This is a genomic window from Streptomyces sp. NPDC059009 (assembly GCF_042740175.1).
GTDB lineage: Bacteria > Actinomycetota > Actinomycetes > Streptomycetales > Streptomycetaceae > Streptomyces.
The window spans coordinates 38,403-61,489 of the sequence record NZ_JBHYJB010000020.1 but is presented as its reverse complement, the minus strand read 5'-3'; the positions used below and the strand labels follow the sequence as shown (position 1 = coordinate 61,489).

General features: G+C 73.5%; 17 protein-coding genes. 9 read left to right on the top strand and 8 right to left on the bottom strand.

Features of this window, described 5'->3' with window-relative positions:
• Positions 1 to 9: 9 nt before the first annotated feature.
• The gene (locus ACFWYM_RS20880) at positions 10 to 1,527 is read right to left on the bottom strand and encodes a glycosyltransferase family 39 protein (RefSeq protein ID WP_384838978.1); all 1,518 of its coding nucleotides are present in this window, start codon (positions 1,525 to 1,527) and stop codon (positions 10 to 12) included.
• Between the two features lie 109 nt (positions 1,528 to 1,636).
• Here ACFWYM_RS20880 and ACFWYM_RS20875 point away from each other — a divergent pair, with 109 nt between their 5' ends.
• Together ACFWYM_RS20875 and galE are read left to right on the top strand one after the other, a co-directional pair.
• Positions 1,637 to 3,289 carry a glycosyltransferase family 2 protein gene (locus ACFWYM_RS20875; protein WP_384838975.1) on the top strand — a complete coding sequence of 551 codons (1,653 nt, stop codon included), beginning with the start codon at positions 1,637 to 1,639 and terminating at the stop codon, positions 3,287 to 3,289.
• Between the two features lie 118 nt (positions 3,290 to 3,407).
• Positions 3,408 to 4,400, top strand: coding sequence for a UDP-glucose 4-epimerase GalE (galE, locus tag ACFWYM_RS20870; protein WP_384838972.1), 993 nt, complete (start codon positions 3,408 to 3,410; stop codon positions 4,398 to 4,400).
• Positions 4,401 to 4,421: 21 nt separating this feature from the next.
• Here the strand turns inward: galE and ACFWYM_RS20865 are convergent, their stop codons facing one another.
• Positions 4,422 to 4,778, bottom strand: coding sequence for a VOC family protein (locus ACFWYM_RS20865; RefSeq protein ID WP_384838969.1), 357 nt, complete (start codon positions 4,776 to 4,778; stop codon positions 4,422 to 4,424).
• A 73-nt stretch (positions 4,779 to 4,851) separates the two neighbouring features.
• Between ACFWYM_RS20865 and ACFWYM_RS20860 the strand changes: the two genes are divergently transcribed.
• Positions 4,852 to 5,706 carry an MOSC domain-containing protein gene (locus tag ACFWYM_RS20860; protein ID WP_384838966.1) on the top strand — a complete coding sequence of 285 codons (855 nt, stop codon included), beginning with the start codon at positions 4,852 to 4,854 and terminating at the stop codon, positions 5,704 to 5,706.
• On the opposite strand, the gene ACFWYM_RS20855 is transcribed toward ACFWYM_RS20860, so the two are convergent.
• The 5 genes from ACFWYM_RS20855 to ACFWYM_RS20835 all read right to left on the bottom strand — a co-directional run bounded on the left by ACFWYM_RS20855 (position 5,703) and on the right by ACFWYM_RS20835 (position 12,232).
• Positions 5,703 to 6,698 (bottom strand): molybdopterin-dependent oxidoreductase, encoded by a 996-nt coding sequence (locus ACFWYM_RS20855; protein ID WP_384838963.1) that lies wholly within the window; start codon positions 6,696 to 6,698, stop codon positions 5,703 to 5,705. The genes ACFWYM_RS20860 and ACFWYM_RS20855 overlap by 4 nt on opposite strands.
• Before the next feature lie 42 nt (positions 6,699 to 6,740).
• Complete coding sequence (locus ACFWYM_RS20850; RefSeq protein WP_384838960.1) at positions 6,741 to 9,359, bottom strand: ABC transporter permease; 2,619 nt, start codon at positions 9,357 to 9,359, stop codon at positions 6,741 to 6,743.
• Positions 9,356 to 10,129, bottom strand: a complete 774-nt coding sequence (locus ACFWYM_RS20845) for an ABC transporter ATP-binding protein (RefSeq protein WP_384838957.1) — start codon at positions 10,127 to 10,129, stop codon at positions 9,356 to 9,358. Before ACFWYM_RS20845 ends, ACFWYM_RS20850 begins: the two co-directional genes overlap by 4 nt.
• 295 nt (positions 10,130 to 10,424) lie before the next feature.
• A complete protein-coding gene (locus tag ACFWYM_RS20840) occupies positions 10,425 to 11,069 on the bottom strand; it encodes a LuxR C-terminal-related transcriptional regulator (protein WP_384838954.1) in 645 nt (214 codons plus the stop codon).
• Positions 11,057 to 12,232 carry a histidine kinase gene (locus ACFWYM_RS20835; RefSeq protein WP_384839214.1) on the bottom strand — a complete coding sequence of 392 codons (1,176 nt, stop codon included), beginning with the start codon at positions 12,230 to 12,232 and terminating at the stop codon, positions 11,057 to 11,059. Before ACFWYM_RS20835 ends, ACFWYM_RS20840 begins: the two co-directional genes overlap by 13 nt.
• Before the next feature lie 201 nt (positions 12,233 to 12,433).
• Between ACFWYM_RS20835 and ACFWYM_RS20830 the strand changes: the two genes are divergently transcribed.
• On the top strand, positions 12,434 to 12,604 hold the full coding sequence (locus ACFWYM_RS20830; RefSeq protein ID WP_384838951.1) for a hypothetical protein: 171 nt from the start codon (positions 12,434 to 12,436) through the stop codon (positions 12,602 to 12,604).
• Positions 12,605 to 12,643: 39 nt separating this feature from the next.
• Here ACFWYM_RS20830 and ACFWYM_RS20825 read toward each other — a convergent pair whose 3' ends face one another.
• A complete protein-coding gene (locus tag ACFWYM_RS20825; RefSeq protein ID WP_384838948.1) occupies positions 12,644 to 13,288 on the bottom strand; it encodes a TetR/AcrR family transcriptional regulator in 645 nt (214 codons plus the stop codon).
• Between the two features lie 148 nt (positions 13,289 to 13,436).
• Here ACFWYM_RS20825 and ACFWYM_RS20820 point away from each other — a divergent pair, with 148 nt between their 5' ends.
• The 5 genes from ACFWYM_RS20820 to ACFWYM_RS20800 all read left to right on the top strand — a co-directional run bounded on the left by ACFWYM_RS20820 (position 13,437) and on the right by ACFWYM_RS20800 (position 23,044).
• Positions 13,437 to 14,369 carry an ABC transporter permease gene (locus tag ACFWYM_RS20820; RefSeq protein WP_384838945.1) on the top strand — a complete coding sequence of 311 codons (933 nt, stop codon included), beginning with the start codon at positions 13,437 to 13,439 and terminating at the stop codon, positions 14,367 to 14,369.
• A complete protein-coding gene (locus tag ACFWYM_RS20815) occupies positions 14,362 to 15,261 on the top strand; it encodes an ABC transporter ATP-binding protein (protein WP_384838942.1) in 900 nt (299 codons plus the stop codon). Before ACFWYM_RS20820 ends, ACFWYM_RS20815 begins: the two co-directional genes overlap by 8 nt.
• 153 nt (positions 15,262 to 15,414) lie before the next feature.
• A complete protein-coding gene (locus tag ACFWYM_RS20810; protein ID WP_384838939.1) occupies positions 15,415 to 19,047 on the top strand; it encodes a CDP-glycerol glycerophosphotransferase family protein in 3,633 nt (1,210 codons plus the stop codon).
• 47 nt (positions 19,048 to 19,094) lie between these two features.
• A complete protein-coding gene (locus tag ACFWYM_RS20805) occupies positions 19,095 to 21,365 on the top strand; it encodes a CDP-glycerol glycerophosphotransferase family protein (protein WP_384838936.1) in 2,271 nt (756 codons plus the stop codon).
• The gene (locus tag ACFWYM_RS20800) at positions 21,362 to 23,044 is read left to right on the top strand and encodes a glycosyltransferase family 2 protein (protein ID WP_384838933.1); all 1,683 of its coding nucleotides are present in this window, start codon (positions 21,362 to 21,364) and stop codon (positions 23,042 to 23,044) included. Before ACFWYM_RS20805 ends, ACFWYM_RS20800 begins: the two co-directional genes overlap by 4 nt.
• Positions 23,045 to 23,087: the final 43 nt, after the last annotated feature.

Here is a 23,087-nt window from a genome sequence, read left to right as displayed (position 1 = left end):
GGCGGCGGCTCAGCGGCGCACGTACAGCCGCAGCTCCGCCCCCGGCTGCCGGTACCCGGCCCGCACCCTGAACTGCCTTTCCAGTACGGCGACTTTGACCCGCTCCGCCGCCGCTTCCCGCGGCGGCTGTGCCCGCAGCGCCGGCGGGTCGGCGAGGACCCACACCCGGTCCACGGCCGCGAGCCGGCGGGCCAGGGCGGTGGGGGTGAGCTCCTCGCCGTAGAGGGTGCCGGAGGCCGCGGCGGACTCGCGCAGCGCGAGGTCCCTCGTGCCCCGGAACGCCTTCGGGTAGACGAGGGCGACCCGCCGGGCGACCGAGGGCAGGTACAGGACCCGGTCCCCGGCGCGCAGTTCGCGGGCGGCGACGGCCGAGATCGCCGCGTGCCGCTCGCTCCCGTGCCCGGCCGCCCTGTCCTGCCGCAGCACCGGCAGCTGCCACCAGAAGACCCCCGCGACCCCCACCACCCCCGCGACGACCGCGGCCCCCGGCCGCACCACCGCCCCGCTCCGCCGCAGCACCGCCCCCGCCGCCCCCGCGACCCGGTCCGCCCCCGCCGCGACCAGCAACGGCGCGCCCGCGAGCGCGAACAGCACATACCGCTCGTGGTAGAGCGGCGCCCGCTGCGACACGGCGAACAGCACCACGGGCGGGACCAGGAGCAGCGGCAGCGCCACCGTGACCGCCGAGAGGCGGCCCCGGCGCGGCCACGGCGCGGCCACCGCGCAGAGGGCGAGCAGCAGCTGCGCCACGAACAGCGGCTCGGGATACCCGAGGAACGAGTGCAGCAGCCGGTCCGCCTCCCGTCCGTCGGGCGCCCGCAGCCACGCCACCTGCCCGGCCTGCCCCCGCGAGACGAGCAGCAGCGGCAGCAGCGCGAGCGCGCACCCGCCCGCCGCGGCGCCCCAGGCCCGCCACACGGCGCGCGGCACCCGTGAGAGAAGCAGCGTCACGGCGTGCGCGAGCAGCAGCAGCGCGGCGAGTTCGTGCAGCAGCGCGGTCCCGGTGACGGCCGCCCCGTACGCCCACCAGGCGCGCCCCCCGGTGCCGGTGCGCTCGACGGCCCGCAGGAGAAGGAGCGTCGCGCCCACGGCCCCGGCGGCGACGGCGGCGTAGGAGCGGCCCTCCTGCGCGTAGTGCCCGGCGACCGGCGTGATCGCGTACAGGAGCCCGGCCCACAGGCCGACGCGGGGGCGGACCAGGCGGGCGCCGAGCGCGGCGACGAGCCCGGTGGCCGCGGCGGCCGCGGCCACGGACGGCAGGCGCAGCATGACCTCGCCCGGGTGCAGCGCGAGCACCGGGTGCATGAGGAGGTAGTAGAGGCCGTGCACCGCGTCGACGTGGTGCAGCAGCCACCAGATCTCCGGCAGCGAGCGCCGCGCGACCTGGAACGTGGCCCCCTCGTCGCGCCATATGGTGCCCCGGTCCAGGCCCCAGAGGCCGAGGGCGGTCATCACGGCGACGGGCACGACGACGGGCACGACGGCGGTGCGCGTCCGCCGGGACGTGAGGGCTTCCGTGACCTGCATGAAGCCGAGTTTGTGCTATTTACTCACTTTTGCTGCGCATTGACGCCACGTCGGCTCCGACCAAACAGCCTTTATCGGATAATTATCAGCAAGCCCTAAGATTCCTCCCGTGGAACGCACAGCGCCCCAAGAGCCCACCGCAGACCTGGCCACCGACCAGGTCTGCGTCGTTGTGATCGGCTACAACGACGCAGCGCACGTCGCCGACGCGGTGCGCTCCGCCCTCGCCCAGGGCCCCGCCGTGCGCGAGGTCATCGCCGTCGACGACTGCTCCACGGACGACAGCGAGAGCCTGCTGCGCTCCCTCGCCGCGGCCGAGCCCCGTCTCCAGGTCGTGCGCCGCGCGACCAACAGCGGCGGCTGCGGCACACCGCGCAACGACGGGATCGACGCCGCCACGGCCCCGTACCTGATGTTCCTCGACAGCGACGACGTGCTCCCGCCGGGCGCCGTCGACGCGCTCCTCGCGGCGGCCGCCGCCCAGGACGCCGAGGTCGTCTCCGGCCTGTGCATGCGCCGCGAGCTGCCCTCGGGGCGCGAGGTGCCCTGGCAGCCGGTGCTCTACAAGAAGGCGCGCTTCGTGGCGCGGCCCGAGCTGCGCCCGCGCCTCGTGCACGACACGCTCTGCGTCAACAAGCTCTACCGCACGGACTTCCTGCGCGCGCACGCGATCCGGTTCCCCGAAGGCCCCTTCATCTACGAGGACTTCGTCTTCACCGCGCGCGTGCTCGCCGCCGGGCCGCGCATCGCGCTGATCACCGACACCGTCTACATCTGGCATGTGCGCCGCGCCGCCGCCAAGCTGTCGATCTCCCTCGACCGCTCCGGCATCGCCAACTGGCAGGCCCGCCTGGAGGCGCACCGCCAGTCCGTGGAGATCCTGCGCGAGTCGAGCGGCTCCGGGGGCAAGCAGCTCGCGCGGGCGGCCCGCGCCAAGTTCATCGAGCACAGCCTGCGCATGTACACGCGCGAACTGGCCGCGCGCGGGCCGGAGTACCAGCGCGAGTGGTGGGCGCTCACGCGCGCGTACCTCGCGGAGTTCGACACCGCCGACCTGGAGGCGGCGCCCGCGCCCGGCCGGGTGATCGCCCGGGTCGTCCTCGCCTCCGAGCAGCCGCGCGACCTGACCCGGCTGAAGCAGGTCGCGGCGCGCCCGGCGCGCCTCGTCCCCCCGTATGTGAAGGACCGGGCGGGCACTCCGGTCTGGTCGGACGAGCTGCCGCAGGTCACCCTGGAGCACCTCCTGGTCCGTCCGATGCGGCTGCTGCCGCTCGCCGTCGACGGTGAACTGCGGCCCCGTGCGGGCGGATCGACGCTCACGCTGCGGCTGCACGAGCTGTACGGGCGGGTCGCGGACGCGGGCCCCGAGTCGGTCGACGTGGAGCTGGCCGACCGCTCGGGCCGCGGGCCCACGCTGCGGCGCACGGCGGTCTTCCGGCCGGACGGGCCCGACCTGTGGACGGCGCAGGTCCTGGTCGACCTCGGGACGCTGCCGGGGCGCGGAGTGTGGGACGTGCGGCTGCGGCTGCTCTTCGCGGACGGCACGGCGCGCGACTCGACGGCCCGCGCCGTCGCCGGGCCGGGGCTGCTGCGGCGCGCCGTGGTGCCGAGCCGTCGCCGCGGGGTGCTGCTCACGCATCCGTACGCGACACAGGCGGGCAATCTCGCGGTGCGCGTCGCCCCCGGGGTGCGCGGAGTCGCGGGGATCGCGCGGGGGCGGCTCGCCCGGCTCCTGAAGAAGGCGTCGGGAGCGGGCCGCTGAGCCGGGGGCCCAACTGGGCGGGACCGCCGACCGGGGGCCGCCGGGCAGGTGCCGTGGGGCCCTCTGCGACACTGGACGCGCTGGACGAGCAAAACCGACAAGACAGGACAAGCTGACCATGACCTGGCTGATCACCGGCGGCGCCGGATACATCGGGGCCCATGTCGTCCGCGCCATGACGGAGGCGGGCGAGCAGGCGGTCGTGTACGACGACCTGTCCACCGGCATCGCGGAGCGCGTCCCGGACGGCGTGCCGCTGGCCGTCGGCTCGGTCCTCGACGGCGAGACGCTCGCGCAGGTGCTCAAGGAACACGCGGTCACCGGGGTCGTGCACCTCGCGGGCAAGAAGCAGGTCGGCGAGTCCGTGGAGCGGCCGCTGCACTACTACCACGAGAACGTGGAGGGCCTGCGGGTCCTCCTGGACGCCGTGGTCACCGCGGGCGTCGAGTCCTTCGTCTTCTCCTCCTCCGCCTCGGTGTACGGCATGCCGGATGCCGGGGTCTCGGGCCTGGTGACGGAGGAGACGCCCTGTCTGCCGCTGAGCCCGTACGGCGAGACGAAGCTCGCGGGCGAGTGGCTGGTGCGCGCGACGGGCCGGGCGACGGGCCTGCGGACGGCGTCGCTGCGCTACTTCAACGTGGCGGGCGCGGCCCGCCCCGACCTGGCCGACACCGGGGTTTTCAACCTCGTGCCGATGGTCTTCGAGCGGCTCACCGCCGGGGAGGCGCCGCGCATCTTCGGCGCCGACTACCCGACGCCGGACGGCACCTGTGTACGCGACTACATCCACGTCGTCGACCTGGCCGAGGCCCATGTGTCGACGGCGCGGAAGCTGGCGGGGGCGCCCGGCGGCAGCGATCTGACGCTCAACATCGGCCGGGGCGAGGGGGTTTCGGTCCGCGAGATGGCCGAGCTCATCAACGAGACCACCGGGTACGACATCCCGCCCGTGGTGACCGCGCGGCGCCCCGGCGACCCGGCGCGGGTCGTCGCCTCGGCCGGCCGGATCGCCACGGAGCTCGGCTGGCACGCCCGGTACGACGTGCGGGACATGGTGACGTCCGCCTGGGCGGGCTGGGTGCGGCTGCACCCGGAGGCGGCCCGCGCCTGAGCACCGCGGTCCCAGCGGTTCCTACAGCTCCGTCGCCCTGGGGTGGCGCGGCTCGTAGAGCCGTACCTCCGAGCCGCCCGGCAGCCGGAACGCGGTGACCGCCCCCCACCCCGCCTGCGTCACCTCCTGCGTGAACTCGACGCCCTGCGAGGCGAGTTCGGCGACCGTGGCGGCGAGGTCCGCACACATGAAGAACACCTCGTGCGAGCCACCGCCCCCGCCGTCCGCCGGGTGCACCGCGAGCTCGGCGGGCGGCAGCTTGAAGATCAGCCACCCGTGGCCCGCGTCGACGTGCGGATATCGGAGCACGTCCCGGAAGAAGGCCCGGTCGGCCTCGGCGTCGTTGCTGTAGATGATGAGGTGCGCGCCATCGATCATGCGCCGAGGGTAGGGCCCCCGGGGGCGGCACCGGCTCTCGATGGCCCGGCGGGGCGGCCGTTAGGGTGACTCCGTGCCTGCCATCGCCGAGTTGATCACCTATCCCGTCAAGGGCTGTGCCGGACGGCCGCAGCCACGCGCCGCCCTGGCCCGGACCGGCCTCGCGCACGACCGCGCGTTCCTGGTCGTCGACGGCGACGGCGTCTTCCGTACGCAGCGCAACGAGCCACGCCTCGCGGTGATCACACCCGAGGTCGGCGCCGACGGCCGCGAGCTCACCCTGAGCGCGCCCGGCACCGAGCCGCTCCGCCTCGACGTGGACACCGCCTCGCCCCCACGGCCCGTCGAGCTGTTCGGCGCGGCCCACCAGGGCATCGACCAGGGCGACACGGTGGCCCGCTGGCTCTCCGAAGTCCTGGGCGCCGAGCGGCGGTTGGTGCGGGTGCCGCCGGAGTACGAGCGGACCACCGACGGCCTGGTCCCCGGCCGCTCCCTCTACGCCGACAGCGGCTCCCTGCACGTCCTGTCGCGGGCCAGCCTCGGCGAGCTGAACCGGCGCATCGTGGCGGCGGGCCGCGAGCCGCTGCCCCTCTCCCGCTTCCGACCCAACATCGTGCTCGACGGCTGGGCCGAGCCGCACCTGGAGGACCAGGCCCGGCACGTCACCGCGGGCGGCACCGAACTCGCCTTCGCCAAGCTCGCGGTGCGCTGCGCGGTCACCCTCGTCGACCAGGAGCGCGGCGAGCGGGCCGGGCCCGAGCCGCTGCGGACGCTCGCCACCTATCGGCGCGTGCCCGAGGGCAAGGGCGTCTCGCTCGGCGCGAAGTACACGGTCCTGCGCACCGGCGAGCTCGCCGTGGGCGATGAGTTCGCCGTGCGGGAGTGGGCGGTGGAGAAGCCCGGGGACGCGGCCGACAGGGCGGGCTAAGGCACCTCGGCGGTGACCGTGATCTCGTGCACCGAGTTCCGGGAGCCGGGCGGGGGCTGGACGCGGCCCGTGCGGTCGGTGGCGCGGGAGCGGACGCGGTGCGGGCCCGCCGTGAGCGGCCGGGTCAGGGTGAAGCGCTGCCAGACCGGGCCGTCGTCGGCGCCGAGCGCGTCGAGGGCGGCGCGCTCCCAGGGGCCCTCGTCGACGGACACCTCGACGGCCGCGACCTCCGTCGTGCTCCAGGCGTGGCCGGTGATCTCCACGTCTCCCACGGGGAGTCGGGCACCGTCCGCCGGAGCGGAGAGCTTGCTGTTCACGTCGACGTCGCGCACGGGTGTCGGGGCGTCGGCACCGGGCAGGACGCGGGTGTAGAAGCGGGTGGTGAACATGTGCTCCGGGCGCCGCGCCGCCAGCACGACGCGCGTCAGCCACTTCACCGAGTTCGTGCCGAACATGCGCGGCACCACCGCCCGTACGGGAGAGCCGTGCTCCGCCGTGAGCGGCTCGCCATTCATGCGGTGGGCGAGGAACACGCGGCCGTGCGCGTCCTTCAGGGGCAGGTCCTTGGTGTACGTCAGTCCGTCCTCGCCGTGGAAGGAGCCGGTGTCCACGCCCTCGAACCACACGTGCCGGGCCTGCGCCAACGGCCGTGCCTCGTCGAGGAGTTCGGCCAGCGGGAAGCCGGTCCACGCCACGTTGGCCACCGCGCGCGTCGGCACGTCCGGGGCGAAGGGGCTGCCGAAGCACTCGTGGACGGCGGCGAGCCTGCGGGCGGGCCGGGCGAGGAGCTCGGCCAGTCCGATCCGCAGGGGCCGCTCGACGAGCCCTTCCACCGACAGGGTCCAGCGGTCGGCGTCGACATCGGGGACGCCCATGTGCGTGCGGACGAAGACGTCGGGGACGGGCGTGAAGAAGCCGGGTGCGCGTTCGGGAGCGAAGCCGGGCGTGACGTCGGGCGTGGCGTCGGGCGTGACGTCGGGTGCCTGAGCCATCTCCGGGAGACCCGATGTAGGGGGCGTAACCATGCAACGACCCTAACGCGCCCCGGAGTTGGACGCAGCTCCCGGATACCGCCCCCGCAGCACCGCCCACGCAGGCGGCAGCGTGCCCGCGAGAGCCGTCACGGCGACCACGGCGACGATCAGCGCCGCCTGCCCGGGCGGCAGATACGGCACCGTGCGCGCCACCGCCAGGCTGAACGCGAGCAGCGGCACCGAGGCCGCCACCGCGCCCACCACCAGTCCCGTCACGGCCGTCGCCGCCGCCTCCAGGCGGAGCATGCGGCGCAGCTGGCCCCGGCCCGCGCCGGCGAGCCGCAGCAGGGTCAGTTCGGGGCGCCGCCCGACCGTGATCAGGGCCAGGGTGCTGAGGACGGCGATGACCGTGTAGCCGCCGATCGCGCCGACCGCCGCCCCGGTGACCACCTCGCCGAGGGCCTGGTCACCGGCCTCGACGCGGACGGGCTCCGGGTGCCGCAGCACCTGGGCACCGGGCACCGCACGGGCGAGGGCGTCGGCGGCCCGCTGCTCCGCCCGGCCGTGGCCGGTGGCGACCAGGACCTGCTCGCCTCGGCCGGGCACCGCCGTGTGCCGGGCGAGTTCCTCGCGGGAGAACAGGAAGTCGCCCAGGGCAAGGGCGCGTTCATAGGTCGCGACGACCTTGAGGCGGGCCTCCTGCCCGTCCCCGAACCGCAGCGTCACCGTCGAGCCGGGGTGCGCGTCGAGGGCGCGCGCCCGGTCCCCGCCCACGGCGACGGTGCCGGGCCGCAGCGCGCGCAGGTCCCCACCGGTCACGTCCGGGTCGAGGGTGCGCTCCAGGCCCTGCGGGGTGACGCCGAGCACGGGCAGCCGCTCCAGCTTGGGCGACCCCGTCTCACGGCCGGCGAGGACGACGGTGCCGCGCAGGACGCCGGTCGCCGCCCGCACACCGTCGACGGCGCGGATCCGCTCCACCGCGTCGCCGGGCAGGCCGCCGTCCGCGCGCACCGCGAGGTCCGCACGGGCCGCCCGCTCCGCCTGCCCGCCGCCCGCGTGGGTGAGGGTGGCGCCCGCCGAGAGCTGCACCGCGACGAACGCCGTGACCAGCACGACCGGAGTGATCGCCGCCCCCAACCGCCGTGCGGACGCAGCACAGTTGGCGGCCGCGAGCGCACCGCCCGGACCGCCGAAGCGGCGCATCGGGGTGCCGAGGACCCGCAGGGCGCCCTGGGCGATCCAGGGTCCGAGCAGGGCGCAGGCGATGACGAGGGTGACGGTGGCGGCACCCGCCGCCGCGGCCGCGGCGGCACCGTGCTGCAGGGTGGCCGTCCCGGCCGAGCTGAAGCCGACGAAGAGCAGCACAAGTCCGCTGATCCGCCGGGCCGTTCCGGGTTCCGCGGCGCGCAGGGCCTGCGCCGGGCGCACCTTCGCCGTCCGCGCACAGGCGATGAGCGCCGCGATCCGCGCGACCAGGATGGTGAGCCCGGCGGTGACGAGCGGCGCGGCCAACAGGTAGGGGGGCAGCGGCAGTTCGAACCCCTCGGGGAGGGCGCCGCGCGCGTGCAGCAGGGCACGCAGCCCGACGTACGCGGGAACGGCCCCGACCGCCCCGACGAGCGCCGCCCCTGCGGCGACCCGTCCCACCTCCCGGCCGACGGCGCCCCGCAGTTGCCGCGGCGTGGCACCGACGGCACGCAACAGGCCGAGCTCATGGGCGCGTTGCTGCAGGGCCTGCACGATCGTGGAGGAGACGACGAGCAGTGCGACGAGGACCATGGTGGCGGCGACGGAGGCGAGCAGCCCCAGCATCTCCTGGCGCGCGGGCGCGACCTCCAGGAACTCGGCCGCGCCCCGCCCGTTTCCGGTCAGCACACGCAGTCGGGCGGAGTCTCCGTCGGCCCGCCGGCCGACGCTCTTGAGGTGCTTATCGTCCAGGGCGTGCCGCACGCGCTCGTACAACTGCTGTGTGGATACGCCCTGTTGGGCGCGGATGCCGATGGCGGCGAGGGAGTCCGGGTGGCCGGCGAGGCGGTGGGCCTGGGCGGTGGAGAAGTAGACGGCGGTGCCGACATCGGCCTCGGTGCTGGTGCTGATGCCAATGCCGGTGCCGGTGTTCGGTCCGTGGGTGCGTCCGACGACGGTGTACGGGCGGTCGGCGCCGTGCACGCGGATGGTGACGCGGTCGCCGAGCCGCACCCGCTGACGGCTGTGACCGTCGCTCACGACGACTTCGTCGGCGGCGCGCGGGGCACGCCCCTCACTGAGACTGCAGGACGCCAACCGGGCCGCGCCCCAAGGGCGTCCGACGCCCGCGCGGCCGCCGACCCCGACAGGGAACACCTCATCGGGAACGGCCGCCCGTACGCCCGGAACCTTTCGCACGACAGCGAGGGCCGCCGCCGGAACCCGTACCCGCTCGGTGAGCCCGGCCTCCGCGGTCTCCGGGTCGCTGCCCCACGGCTTCGCGGTGTAGCGGGTGTTCTGGTCCCCGGCGACGACGAGGTCGGCGGCGGCATACCGCTCCACGCGTGCGTGCCCGAGCCCCGCGGAGGCGAGAGTGAGCCCGAAGACGCCGAGGAGGAGCGAGGTCAGGGCGAGCGCGGCGAAGACGGCGGCCCAGGCGCGGCGGTGGGTGCGGGCGGCACGGGTGGCGAGGAGGCGCGTGGCGGTGCTCATGCGTGCACCTCCTGGGCGGCGCTCGCCGCACGCCTGCCCAACTCCCGCATGATGCGCCCGACTTCGGCGGCACCGGGCCGGGCCAGCCGACCGGCGACCCGCCCCTCCGCGAGGAAGAGCACCTCGTCCGCCCAGGCCGCCGCCGCCGGATCGTGGGTCACCATCACCACGGCGTGGCCGTCCGCGTCGACGGCCCGGCGCAGGAGGGCGAGGACGTCGTCGGCGGTGGCGGGGTCGAGGGCACCGGTGGGTTCGTCGGCGAAGACGACCTCGGGGCGGGTGACGAGGGCGCGGGCGATGGCGACGCGCTGGCGCTGGCCGCCGGAGAGTTCGGCGGGCCGGTCGCCGCCACGGTCCCCGAGCCCGACGGCGTCCAGCCCCGACCGGGGCCGCTCTCCCGGGTCCTCGCCGCCGAGGAGGAGAGGCAGGGCGACGTTCTCGGCGACGCTGAGGGAGGGCACGAGGTTGTGGTCCTGGAAGACGAACCCGACGCGTTCACGGCGCAGACGCGACAGCTTGGCCTCGCCGAGTCCGCCGATGGCGGTGCCGCCGATGCGGACGGTGCCGGCGGTGGGGCGGTCAAGCCCCGCGGCGCACTGGAGGAGGGTCGACTTGCCGGAGCCCGAGGGGCCCATGACGGCGAGGAAGCGGGCGCGGGGGACGGTGAGGTCGAGGGGGTGCAGGGCGGGGGCGGAGGCGGGGGCGCGGGTGCCGCGCCGGTAGGTCCGGCTGACGCCTTCGAGGGTGAGGGCGTCGAGGGTGCCCTTCATGTCCGTACGTCCTTCCAGTGGGCCTTGCGTACCACTGAAACGCTAGGAAGCGCAGGTCAGAGGGGCGAGAGAGGAGACTCCCGGGTTCGTGGTGCAGCTGGCTACACCCCCCCTATCGGCGCTGAACGCGCCTCGTCCTCAATCGCCGGACGGGCTGGAACCACTCAGCCCGTCCGGCGTTTGAGGACGAGCCGTTCAGGCGATATCGGGTGCCCCAGGGCCGCGGAGCGGCGGATTCGGGAAGGGGCGGGACTGGGGAAAGAACCGCCGGAGGCAGCCCCAGCCCCCAGCCCCCTCACCCCTTGTTCAAGTAGGCCAGCACAGCCAGAACCCGCCGATGCCCCGAATCACTCGGCGGCAGCCCCAGCTTCAGAAACACGTTGCCGATGTGCTTGCTGACCGCCCGGTCGGAGACCACCAGCGCGGACGCGATCGTCGCGTTGTCCCGCCCCTCCGCCATGAGTTGGAGCACCTCCCGCTCCCGAGGCGTCAGCGAGTCGAGCGGGTCGTCCTTGCGCCGGGTCAGCAGCTCCGTCACCACCTCGGGGTCGAGCGCCGTCCCCCCGTCCGCCACCCTCTCCAGCGCGTCCAGGAACTCGTCCACCCGCCCCACCCGGTCCTTGAGCAGATAGCCGACCCCGCTCGCGCCCCCGCCCAGCAGCTCCGCCGCGTACGTCTCCTCGACGTACTGGGAGAGGACGAGGACAGGGAGCCCGGGGATCTCGGTGCGCGCCGCGAGCGCCGCCCGCAGCCCCTCGTCCCGGAAGCCCGGCGGCATCCGGACGTCCAGCACCGCGACGTCCGGGCGGTGTTCGAGGAGCGCGGGCAGGACCTCGGGCCCGGTCGCGGCCACCGCCGCCACCTCGTGGCCCGCCGACGTGAGCAGCAGGACCATCCCCTCCCGCAACAGGGCGTTGTCCTCGGCGATCACCACGCGCACGGCAGCTCCACTTCGATCACGGTCGGCCCCCCGACGGGGCTCGACACCACCACGGTCCCGTCGAGCGCGGCGACCCGGCGCCGCATGCCGAGCAGCCCACTGCCCCCGCCGGCGCCCGCGCCCTCGGCGCCGCCCCGCCCCTCGTCCCGTACGGAAATCCTCAAGCCGCCCGTCTCCCGCACCAGTTGGACGGCCGCCCGTTCCGAGCCGCTGTGCTTGGCCGCGTTCGTCAGCGCCTCCGCCACCACGAAGTACGCCGCGGCCTCCACGGCGGCGGGCGGCCGCGAGCCGTCGGCCACGCCCTCGTCGGCCACCGCCACGTCGAGACCGCTACTGGCCGCCAACGCCCGCACCGCGCCCACGAGTCCACGGTCCGTGAGGATCGGCGGGTGGATGCCGCGCACGACGTGGCGCAGCTCGGTGAGGGCCTCCTCGGCCTGGTCCTGGGCGTCGTCGAGGAGCTTGCGGGCGGCTTCCGGGTTCTTCTCGTACGCGCGCTTGGCGAGCCCCACCCGCATGGAGAGGGAGACCAGGCGGGCCTGCGTGCCGTCGTGCAGGTCCCGTTCGATGCGGCGGAGTTCGGCGCCGTGCGCGGCGACGGCGTCGGCGCGCGTCACGGTCAGCTCCTCGACCCGCTCGGCCAGGTCCACGGCCCGCTGCGCCTCCGGCGACGGCGTGAGCAGCGCCCGCGACCACGTCGCGTCGAGGTCGGCGAGGCGCGGCACGAGACGCAGCAGCACGGGCGGCTGCCGGAAGAGTCCGCACCACACGCCGTCGACGATCAGCCCGACGACGGTCAGCGGCAGCGCCACGTACAGCAGGACCCAGCCGTACGCGAAGTGCGCCACCAGCCACCGCAGATCGCGCCAGGTGCCGGGATCCTGCAGGGCCTTGGTGACCCGCTCCCGCACGTCCCCGGTCAGCGGCGCGTACGCCTCTGCGACCGGCTCACCCGTCCACTCGGCGATGAACCGCCGCTTGAGCCCCGCGGTCCTGCGCAGCAGCAGCACCGTCTCGGGCAGCACGGCCGCGCCGACGACGAGCAGCGTGACGACGGCGGTGAACAGGATCAGCGCCATGAAGAGATACGAGAGGAGCGCGAGCACCGCCGCCCTGCCCAGCTGGGCAAGGGCGAGACCCGCTCGGCGCACCGACTCCCACAACATGCCGCAAGGCTAGGCGACCTGGGCGGGGCGCGCGGGCGCGGCCGCTCCCCGGCCGATGGTGTAGCCCGCTACACCCCCGGTTCGGGAGGGCACTCCCTCGTCGCGGCGGCGGGGCGTTCGGCAGGATGGATCCCGATCACAGGCCGCCCGCCGCACGGTGCGGTGGCCCTCCCCGTCCCCGGAAGGAACCGACCCGTCATGAAGGCCCTGCTCTGGCTCATCCTCACCGCCGCGCTCGCCGTCAACGTCGCCACCAGCTTCGCCTTCGACGGCGTGCAGCAGGCGCTGATCAGCGTAGGGACGGGGGTGACGGCACTGGCGTCGGGGATCACGCTGTTCGTGACGCGGGAGAGGCGGTCGGAGGCGTGAGGGCGCGGCGCGGAGCGGCGGAGAAGGGCGCCCCACCCCTTACAGCCCCCTGAGCGCCGCCCCCGTGGCCGTCGCCAGACTCCCCAGATACCCCGCCGGCAACGGCGCCCGCACCACCACGGCCCGCCAGTACAAGGGCCCCGAGATCAGGTCGAGGGCAAGGTCCTCGTCGACCCCCTCGGAGAGCTCGCCGCGGGCGACGGCCGCCTGCACGATGCCGCTGGCCACCCCGTGCTGCCCCTCCCGCAGCGCCTTCTGCAACGCCTCCGCGATCTCCGGATTGCGGGCCGCCTCCGCCTGGAGGTCGGGGATCACCTGAGAGGCCACGGGGTGCCGCAGGGCGCGCGAGGTCACCTCGTACAGCAGTCGCAGATCTCCCTCCAGGGAGCCGGTGTCCGGGGCGGGCAGCCCCTGCACCGCGAGCGCCGAGACCAGGTCGAGGACCAGGTGCAGCTTGGAGCGCCAGCGCCGGTAGACGGCGGTCTTGCCGACGCCCGCGCGGCGCGCGATGCCCTCGATGGACATGCGCGCGTAGCCGACCGCGGCGAGCTCGGCGAAGACGGCCGCCCGGATGGCGTCGGTCACGTCCTCCCGCAGCACGGCCGCCCCCGCGGGCGCCCGCTTGGCCCCCTGTCTCTGCGGCGGGCCCGGCTTCTTTCCGCTGCTGTCTGCGCTGGTCGTCATACGGACAGCATAAAGCGTGACGACGATACGGTTGCGTTCCGACGTAGAGACGCCCTACTCTCGGCGTTGCGACGATACGGTCCCGTCCCGACGTGAAGACGCCCTTCCGGCGTCGCGGCGTCCCGACGCAACGACGAAAGCAGCGGATGTGAGCCAGGTCCTCGACGCACCGCCCCCGGCCTCCCGGACGGCCCCACCCCAGCCCCCCGCCCCCCTCACCCCGGCGGAGCTCGCCGCGCACCACGGCCTGACCGTCAGCGGCGCCCGCCCGTCCCCCGGCCAGTACGTGCGCCAGCTGTGGGGGCGGCGCCACTTCATCACCGCCTTCGCCACCGCCAAGCTCACCTCGCAGTACAGCGAGGCCAAGCTCGGCCAGGTCTGGCAGCTGATGACGCCGCTGCTCAACGCGGTCGTCTACTACTTCATCTTCGGCATCCTGATGGGGGTGAACCGGGGCATCCCGGACTACATCTCCTTCCTGGTGACCGGCGTCTTCGTCTGGAGCTTCACCTCACAGACCGTCACCAGCGGCACCCGCGCCATCTCCGGCAGCCTCGGCCTGGTCCGGGCCCTGCACTTCCCGCGCGCCAGCCTCCCCATCGCGTACTGCATCCAGCAGCTCCAGCAGCTGGCGTTCTCGATGGGCGCGCTCGCGATCATCGTGGTCTGCTTCGGGGTGCCGATCACCGGGGCCTGGCTGCTCGCGGTGCCCGCACTCTTCCTGCAGACCGTCTTCAACACCGGACTCGCCCTGCTCTTCGCCCGGCTCGGCAGCAAGGTGCCGGACACGGCGCAGCTGATGCCGTTCATCCTGCGGGTGTGGATGTACATGTCGGGCGTGATGTACAGCCTGTCCGGGCAGCTCAAGCACAGCTCGATGCCGCACTGGGTGGGCGAGGTCATGCAGCTCAACCCGGCGAGCATCTATCTGGACCTGATGCGGTTCGCCCTCATCGACAGCTTCAAGGCTTCGCAGCTGCCCCCGCACGTGTGGGTGCTCGCCGCGGGCTGGGCCCTGGCCGCGGGCATCGGCGGCTTCATCTACTTCTGGCGCGGAGAAGAGGAGTACGGCCGTGGCTGACCGCAACGAGAGGACCGGCCTCACCGAGGAAGCCGTCCCCACCGTCATCGCCGACCGCGTCGACATCGTCTACCGCGTCAACGGCACCGGCGCGGGCCGGGGCAGCGCCACCGCCGCCCTCAACCGCATCATCGGCGGCCGCAAGCGCGCCGAGAAGCGGGCCGGGGTGCGCCGGGTGCACGCCGTCAAGAACGTCTCCTTCACCGCGTACAAGGGCGAGGCCATCGGCCTGATCGGGACGAACGGCTCCGGGAAGTCCACGCTCCTCAAGGCCGTCGCGGGCCTGCTGCCCTGCGAGAGCGGGCGGATCTACACCAACGGCCAGCCCTCCCTGCTCGGCGTGAACGCCGCCCTCATGAACGACCTGACCGGCGAGCGCAACGTCCACCTGGGCGGCCTCGCCATGGGCATGAGCCGCGAGGAGGTGCGCGAGCGCTACGACGACATCGTCGACTTCTCCGGGATCAACGAGAAGGGCGACTTCATCACGCTGCCCATGCGCACGTACTCCTCCGGCATGTCCGCCCGGCTCCGCTTCTCCATCGCCGCCGCCAAGGACCACGACGTGCTCCTCGTCGACGAGGCCCTGGCCACCGGCGACCGCTCCTTCCAGAAGCGCTCCGAGGAGCGGATCCGCGAGCTGCGCGAGCGGGCGGGCACCGTCTTCCTGGTCAGCCACAGCAACAAGTCGATCCGCGACACCTGCGACCGCGTCCTGTGGCTGGAGCGCGGCGAGCTGCGCATGGACGGGCCGACGGGCGAGGTCCTGGAGGCGTACGAGGCGTTCACCGGCGGCCCCGACAGGAAGTCGGGCCCCGAGAAGAAGGCCACTAAGGAGCCCGTAAAGGCGAAAAGGGAACCAAAAGCCGCAGAAGCCCTTCTTACCGCGTGAGGCGCGGGGACTGCTGCTCGGCCGCCGGGGCCGCCCGGACCATCCGGGCCGCCTGGACTGCCCGGATAGACCGTCCCCTTTGTCCGCCTTGAGCGCGGCTCATTACACTATGGGTGCGTTTACCTACAGAACTGCAGAAATGCAAGGAGCCACGTGCAGCCGCGCCTAAGTGTCGTCGTCCCCGTCTACAACGTCGAGCTGTACCTCGACGAATGCCTGGAGTCCCTCGCGGCCCAGACCTTCACGGACTTCGAAGTGCTCATGGTCGACGACGGCTCCACGGACTCCAGCGCCGCCATCGCCGAGCGGTTCGCCGCCGCCGACCCCCGCTTCCGCCTGATATCCCAGGAGAACAAGGGCCTCGGCGCCGCCCGCAACACGGGTGTGCGGGAGATGGCCGACGCCAGCGAGTACCTGGCCTTCGTCGACAGCGACGACACCCTGCCCGCCACCGCGTACGCCCTCCTGATCGACACCCTCGACAAGACCGGCTCGGACTTCGCCGCGGGCAACGTGACCCGCTTCCGCTCCGCAGGACACGTCCAGTCCCCGGTCCACCGGGTGCCCTTCGCGGCGACCCGGCTGCGCACCCACGTGTCGAAGTTCCGGCCGCTGCTCACCGACCGCACCGCCTGGAACAAGGTCTACCGCCGCACCTTCTGGGCGAAGCACCACCTCGCCTACCCCGAGGGCATGCTCTACGAGGACGCCCCGGTCTCCGTCCCCGCGCACTACCTCGCCGAGTCCGTCGACGTCCTGAGCGAGCCCATCTACAACTGGCGCGAGCGCGAGATCGGCGAGCGCTCCATCACCCAGAACCGCACCAACCCGCAGGGCCTCATCGACCGCGTGAAGTCGATCCGCATGGTCCGCGACTTCATGCTCGGCCACAGCGACCCGATGTACGCCGAGCACCTGGCCGTCTACGACAACAACGCCCTCGCCGAGGAGATCCCCCTCTTCTGGAAGGTCCTGCCCGGCTCGGACGCCGCCTACCAGGAGGCGTTCCTGGAGCACGTGGGCCGCCTGGTCCGCGAGATCGGCCAGGACGCGGTGCGCGCGCTGCCCGTGCCGCACAAGCTGAAGCTGTATCTGACCGTGCACCGCCGCATGGACGAGCTGATCGAGCTCCTGGAGTTCGAGAAGGAGCACGGCGGCTCCATCCCGGTCACCGGCACCCTCCACCCCAAGGCCGACTACCCCTTCCTCGACACCGCCGCGCACCCCGTCCCCGACGCGGTGCTCCGCCTCGACCAGGAGCTGCGCCTGCGCACCCGCCTCGACGAGGCCGCCTGGCACGACGGCAAGCTGTGGCTGGCCGGCTGGGCCTTCGCCCGCCAGCTCGGCGCCGAGTCCCGCGCCAAGTCCCTGAAGTCGCTGATCCTCAAGGAGAAGGGCAGCCGCCGCACGGTCCTCGTGCCCGCCCGCTCCCACCTCGACCCGGAAGCCACGGTCGCCTCCGGCGCCGAGTTCCGGCACGCCGACTGGGCGGGCTTCGGCGCGTTCGTGAACCCGAACCGGCTCAAGCACCGCGGCAAGTGGGTCGACGGCCGGTGGTACGTGCGCATCGCCGTCGCCGGTACGGGCTCGACGCCCCGCCGCGGCCCCGTCCAGGGCGCGGGCACCGGCACCGGCCAGACCCCGCCCGCCCACTGGGTCACCGAGGACGTCCGCATCGCCCCGCAGATCCAGGACGGCGAGCTCTGCATCCGGGTGGAGACCGCGCACGCCCGCTGCCTCGAAGTCCGGTCACAGGACGGCGAGTTGACGGTGCGCGGCATCCTGCGCACCGCCCCCGACGGCCCCACACGGCTGCGCCTGCGCCACCGCGAGTCCGGGCACATCCTGACGGTGCCGCTGGACCTGGGCGCCCCGGCCGACGGCCGCGTGCCCTTCACGGCCACCGTCGCCCTGGCCGAGCTGACCCACGTACGAGAAGACCACGAGCGCCTGCGCCCCACACAGGCCGAGCGGTCCATCGCCCGCTGGGACACCTCCGTCGAGGTCGGCCCCGTAGCCGAGTCCCCCGAGGGCCCGCACCCCACCCGCCTCGCCCTGGTCCTGGACGACCGGGAGGGCTGCTCCGGCGCCCAATTCCCTTACGAGGGACGGGCCTTGTACGCGCGCCGCAGCCCCGGCGGCTACCTCCAGCTCTGCGACCAGCCCGCCCAGCCGCTGATCGAGAACGTCTCCGTCGACCCCGACGGCACGGTCACCCTCACCGGCACCTACCCGGCGGGCGGCGAGCACGAGCTGCGCCTCGTCCTTCGCCAGACCTGGTCCGGGCATGAATTCACCTTCCCCGCGCGCGCGGCGGACGGCCGCTTCGAGGCCCGCTTCGTGCCCGCGCCCACCTACCTTCCCCAAGCTCTCGACTTCGCTCGAGCAGGGGAGACCCCATTCGCCACGACGCCGCTGCGCGCCGGGTTCTGGTGGCCCTCGGTGGAGCGCCCCGACGGCGTCCGCACCGCCGTGCAGCTCGCCCCGACCGTGCAGGACCGACTCCCCCTGGAAGTGGACGCGCACGGCAAGCGGGTGGAGCTCCAGGCGCGCCAGTACGACCAGTTGGCGCTCCTCGCCCACTCCGAGCTGCGCCCCGAGGAGCGCTCCCGCTACCGCCAGACGCGGCTGCGCACCGAGACCTACCCGGCGGCCCGGCACGAGCCGCTGCGCGAGGCGGTCCTGTACGACGTGTTCGGCGGCCGCATGTACGGCGACTCGCCGCGCGCCATCCACGAGGAGCTGGTCCGGCGGGGCACGCCCGTCGAGCACCTGTGGGTCGTCAAGGACGGCCAGTGCGAGGTCCCGGCCACCGCCAAGGCCGTCCGCGTGCACAGCCCCGAGTGGTACGAGGCGATGGCGCGCTCCCGCTACATCGTCGGCAACACCCACTTCCCGCGCTGGCTGGAGCGGCGCGAGGGCCAGCAGATCGTCCAGACCTGGCACGGCACCCCGCTCAAGCGCATCGGCTTCGACTTCGACAACGACCACTTCGCGTCCACGCAGTACCTCGCCGACCTGGACCGCGAGCGCCACCAGTGGACGATGCTGGTCTCCCCGAACCGCTTCTCCACGCCGATCCTGGAGCGCGCCTTCCGCTTCCAGGGCGACGTCGACGGCGAGCTGGTGGAGACCGGCTACCCGCGCAACGACGTGCTGCTCGCCCCCGACCGCGCCAAGCGCGCCGAGAAGGTGCGCCGCGCGCTCGGCCTGCCCGAGGGCAAGAAGGTCGTCCTGTACGCCCCCACCTGGCGCGAGGACAAGCAGCGCCACCGCGGCGGCTTCCTGCTCGACCTGCGCATCGACCTGGACGCGGCGCGTGAGCAACTGGGCGACGACCACGTCCTGTTGGTCCGCCCGCACGCCCACATCGTGGAGCCGGTGCCGGGCGCGGGCGACGGCTTCGTGTGGGACGTGGCGGGCTACCCCGACATCATGGACCTGCTCCTGGTCGCCGACGTCCTGATCACCGACTACTCCTCGGTGATGTTCGACTTCGCGGTCACGGGCAAGCCGATGCTGTTCTTCACCTACGACCTGGAGCACTACCGCGACCGGCTGCGCGGCTTCTACTTCGACTTCGAGGAGCGCGCCCCTGGCCCGCTGCTCCAGGACTCCGGCGCCCTGGTGGCGGCGGTGCGGGACGTGACGGCGGCGACGGCACCGTACGCGGAGGCGTACGAGCGGTTCCGCGCCGAGTTCTGCGACCTGGAGGACGGGCACGCCGCGCGCCGCGTCGTCGACCGGATGCTGGCGCACCGGGGCGGGGCCGGGGCGGGCGCATGAGCACGGGAGACCGTACGGGAGCGAGTACGAGAGAGGCGGGCACCGCAGTGCCACAACCGAGCGTCGCCGAACCGCAGTTGACCGTCGTCGTGTACGGCCGCAATGTCCAGGGCCGCCTGGACGAGTGCCTGGACAGCGTCACCGGGCAGGCCGCCCCCGCCGACACCGAGGTGATCGTCGCCGCCGTGGGCGCCTCCGCGCGCTCCGCCGCCGAGCAGCACCCCGGCGTCACGGTGGTCCCGCTGCCCGACGACACCCCGGACGGTGCGGCCCGCACCGCCGGCGCCGAGCGCGCGAGCGGCCGCCATCTGCTCTTCGTGCACAGCAAGGACACGGTGCCGACCGGCGCCCTGCGCGCCGTCACCGAGCGCGCCGCCGAACTCCCCGACACCGTCGACGTGCTCCTGCTCGACCACGTCCGCTCGACCTGGCGCCACCAGGGCATGCCCAGCGAGGACGGCCCGCACCTGGCGAAGGCGGGCCGCCGCGCGCCGGCCCTCGCGGACTGCCCGGACCTGCTGAAGGTCACCCCGCTGCTCGGCACCCGCGTGCTGCGCACGGACTTCTGGCGCGCGCACCAGGAGCAGCTCTCCGGCGGCGGCGAACGGGCACAGCTCTCCGGCGACGGCGAGACGGCACAGCACTCCGGCGACGGCGAGATGGTCGCCGCGTACGCCTCCCTGCTCCTCGCACGGCAGGTCGCCACCCTCGACCAAGTGGCCCTGAACAGCCTGGAGTTGCGCCCCGAGAGCCGGCCGCGGCCGAGCGCCGAGGACCGCTTCCGGCTGATCGAGGAGTACGAGGGCCTGCTCGCCCTCGCCGCCGATCCGGGCCCGCGCCGGGTCCTCTACAACATCATGACGGGCACCTGTCTGCGGATCGTGGCCCGTGAGCCGATGCCGGAGAAGGTCGCCCGCGAGTTCTTCCACCGCGCCTCGCGCGCGGCCGTCACCTGGCGCCCCGAGGGCTACCAGCCCCCCGGCGGCCTCGAAGGGGTGCGGCGCAGACTCCTCGAAGAGGACGCGTTCACGAAGTACCGCGCCTTCCAGAGCGCCAACCAGAAGCGCCGCAAGCTCAAGTCGGCGGTCGTCGCGCGCAAGCACCAGCTGGGCAAGAAGGTCCGCGACGTCCGCTACCACCGCGACCTGAACAAGCCCGTCGACCCCAACCTGGCGGTCTTCACGGCGTATTGGGACCGGGGCGTGGCCTGCAACCCGGCGGCGATCGCGGCGAAGCTCGCGGAACTGGCCCCGCAGATCCACCCGGTGTGGGTGGTCTCGGCGGCGAACGTCCCGCTCCTCCCGCCCGGCACGGACCACATCGTGCCCGGCACCCGCCGCTACTGGGAGGTCATGGCCCGCGCCAAGTACCTCACCAACAACGTCAACTTCCCCAACGCCGTGGTGAAGCGCCCGGACGCGATCCACCTCCAGACCCACCACGGCACCCCGCTCAAGCGCATGGGCCTGGACCAGCTGGACTACCCGGCGGCCTCCAAGGGCCTGAACTTCTACAGCCTCCTGTCGCGCGTCGACAAGTGGGACTACAGCGTCTCCGCGAACAGCCACACCACGCAGATGTGGGAGCGCGCCTACCCCGCGGACTACGTCTCCCTCGACTACGGCTACCCGCGCAACGACGTCTACTACAGCGCGACGGCGGCGGACGTCCGCTCCATCCGCGAGAAGCTCGGCATCGCCCCCGGCAAGCGGGCCCTCCTCTACGCGCCCACGCACCGCGACTACGAGGCGGCGTGGACCCCGCGCCTCGACCTGGCCGCACTCTCCGAGTCCCTGGGCGAGGACACGGTGCTCCTGGTCCGCGGCCACTACTTCTACGGCGGCGCGGCGTCCCCGCTCTCGGGGCTGCGCCGCAGCGGCCGGGTCATCGACGTGTCGTCGTACGACCCGGTGGAGGAGCTGGCCCTGGCGGCGGACGCCCTGATCACCGACTACTCGTCCATCATGTTCGACTACGCCAACCTGGACCGCCCCCTCGTCATCTACGCGGACGACTGGGAGACCTACGCGAAGACGCGCGGCGTGTACTTCGACCTGATGGCGCACGCGCCCGGCCACGTGGCCCGAACCCAGGCCGAGTTGACGGAGATCTTCACCTCCGGCGCCTGGCGGGACGAGACGGCGGCGAAGGCCCGTGCCGCCTTCCGGCGCACGTTCTGCGAGTTCGACGACGGGCGGGCGGCGGAGCGCGTCGTACGCCGGGTGTTCCTGGACGAACCGGCGGAGTCCCTGCCTCCGATCACGCCCGTGGACGAGCGCACTCCGGCGCCGAGCCCCGAGGAGGCGGCCACGTCATGACGACAACCCCCGATGTCACGGTGACGGTGATCGTCTACAACGACGCGGAACGCCTACCGCGCGCGGTGGCCTCCCTCCTCCGCCAGACGCACACGAACATCGAGATCGTCATCAGCGACGACCACTCGACGGACCACACCCCCGAGGTGGCCCGGCAGTTGGCGTCGACGGACGACCGCATCACGTACCTCCGACTCCCGGAGAACAGCGGCGGCTGCAGCGCCCCGCGCAACCGATCCCTGGACATCGCGCGCGCCCCGTACGTGATGTTCCTGGACAGCGACGACGAACTCCCCGAGCGGGCGGTGGAGTTGCTGCTCGCCGCCCACCGCGAGCGCCCGGAGATCGACTTCGCGATGGGCGCGGTGGAGCGGATCCGCGTGGACACGGGCCGCACGTCGACGTGGATGCCGCACCTGGTGGCGGAGCGCCGCACGGTGCCGGGCATCGAAGCCGAACCGGCCCTGTTCTTCGAGCACTTGTCGACGAGCAAGATGTACAAGAAGTCCTTCCTGGACGGGAACGACCTGCGCTTCCCGGAGGGCATCCACTACGAGGACCAGCTCTTCTCGGCCCAGGCATACTGCCTCGCCACGTCCTTCACGGTGATCCCGGACCCGGTCTACCGCTGGTACATAGCCCCCTACGAGGCGGCGGAATCGGCCTCGATCTCGAACCAGCGCCACAAGCTGACGAACGTCCGCGACCGCATCCATGTGCAGCGCCTGATCGACGAGTTCTTGACGACGAGCGGCCACGCGGGCGTGCGCCCCGCCAAGGACTACAAATTCCTGAAGCACGACTTCCGCATGTACGCGGGTGACCTGCCGTACCGCGACGAGGAGTGGCTGACGGGCTTCGCGGAGATCGTGAACCCGTATCTGGCGGAGCTCTCCCCCGACGCCTACGCGCGCCTGCCACGGGCCGAGCGGGTCGTGGCCCAACTGGTCCGGGACGGCCGCCTGTCCGACGCGCAGCTGGCGGCGCGGGGCCTGGGCCACGGGGTGGCACCGCGGTCGACGGTGACGGACACGGACGGCCACGTGTACTGGGGCGAGGCACTCCCCACCTCCCCCCTCTCCCGCCGCGAACTGGACCTGACGGACCAGGGCCTGGACACGCGCCCGTTCCCCGGCGCCCAGTTCCGCCACGAGATCACCCGCCTCGAACGGGGCCAGGGCGCGTCCGTGCAGCTGTCCGTGCGGACGTACGACCCGGGCCTGCGCCTCCCGGTGGGCCCGCAGATCGCGTCCCTCGTGGTGGCGCCGGGCCGCCGCCGGATGACGACCCGCTTCCGCCTGGACCCGGTCGCCCCCGGCATCTTCGAGGGCACGGTCCGCCTGGACCTCGCCGCGGCCCCCCTCCCCGTGAACGGCTTCGAGGGCGCACGCCACCCCCTCGTACAGCTGACCTCACCGGACAACCTCCGCAACACGGGCCTGCTCCTGGCCCCCCTGCACTTCCCTTCCCTGACGGCCCGGGTCGACTACAAGGGCGGCACCCTGCCCCACGAGGTCGCGGTGGAACCGGAGGGCCGGGGAGCGGGCCGCCTACAACTCCGCTGGATGCCGGTGGGGGTGACGTCGCGGGTGGTACGGCCGCTGGCACGGAGGGCGGGGGGCCGGGTGGGCTCCCGGGTCCGCAGGGCGGCAAAGCTGGTGGCGAGCGTGGCGCGCTGAGCCTCAACTCGCCGGGTGGCCACCTGCGTTACGAAGCAGGGGG

Coding starts and splice junctions, on each gene's coding strand:
- ACFWYM_RS20880 (WP_384838978.1), bottom strand. CDS start 1,527: ATGCAGGTCACGGAAGCCCTCACGTCCCGGCGGACGCGCACCGCCGTC.
- galE (WP_384838972.1), top strand. CDS start 3,408: ATGACCTGGCTGATCACCGGCGGCGCCGGATACATCGGGGCCCATGTC.
- ACFWYM_RS20865 (WP_384838969.1), bottom strand. CDS start 4,778: ATGATCGATGGCGCGCACCTCATCATCTACAGCAACGACGCCGAGGCC.
- ACFWYM_RS20855 (WP_384838963.1), bottom strand. CDS start 6,698: ATGGCTCAGGCACCCGACGTCACGCCCGACGCCACGCCCGACGTCACG.
- ACFWYM_RS20850 (WP_384838960.1), bottom strand. CDS start 9,359: ATGAGCACCGCCACGCGCCTCCTCGCCACCCGTGCCGCCCGCACCCAC.
- ACFWYM_RS20845 (WP_384838957.1), bottom strand. CDS start 10,129: ATGAAGGGCACCCTCGACGCCCTCACCCTCGAAGGCGTCAGCCGGACC.
- ACFWYM_RS20830 (WP_384838951.1), top strand. CDS start 12,434: ATGAAGGCCCTGCTCTGGCTCATCCTCACCGCCGCGCTCGCCGTCAAC.
- ACFWYM_RS20825 (WP_384838948.1), bottom strand. CDS start 13,288: ATGACGACCAGCGCAGACAGCAGCGGAAAGAAGCCGGGCCCGCCGCAG.
- ACFWYM_RS20800 (WP_384838933.1), top strand. CDS start 21,362: ATGACGACAACCCCCGATGTCACGGTGACGGTGATCGTCTACAACGAC.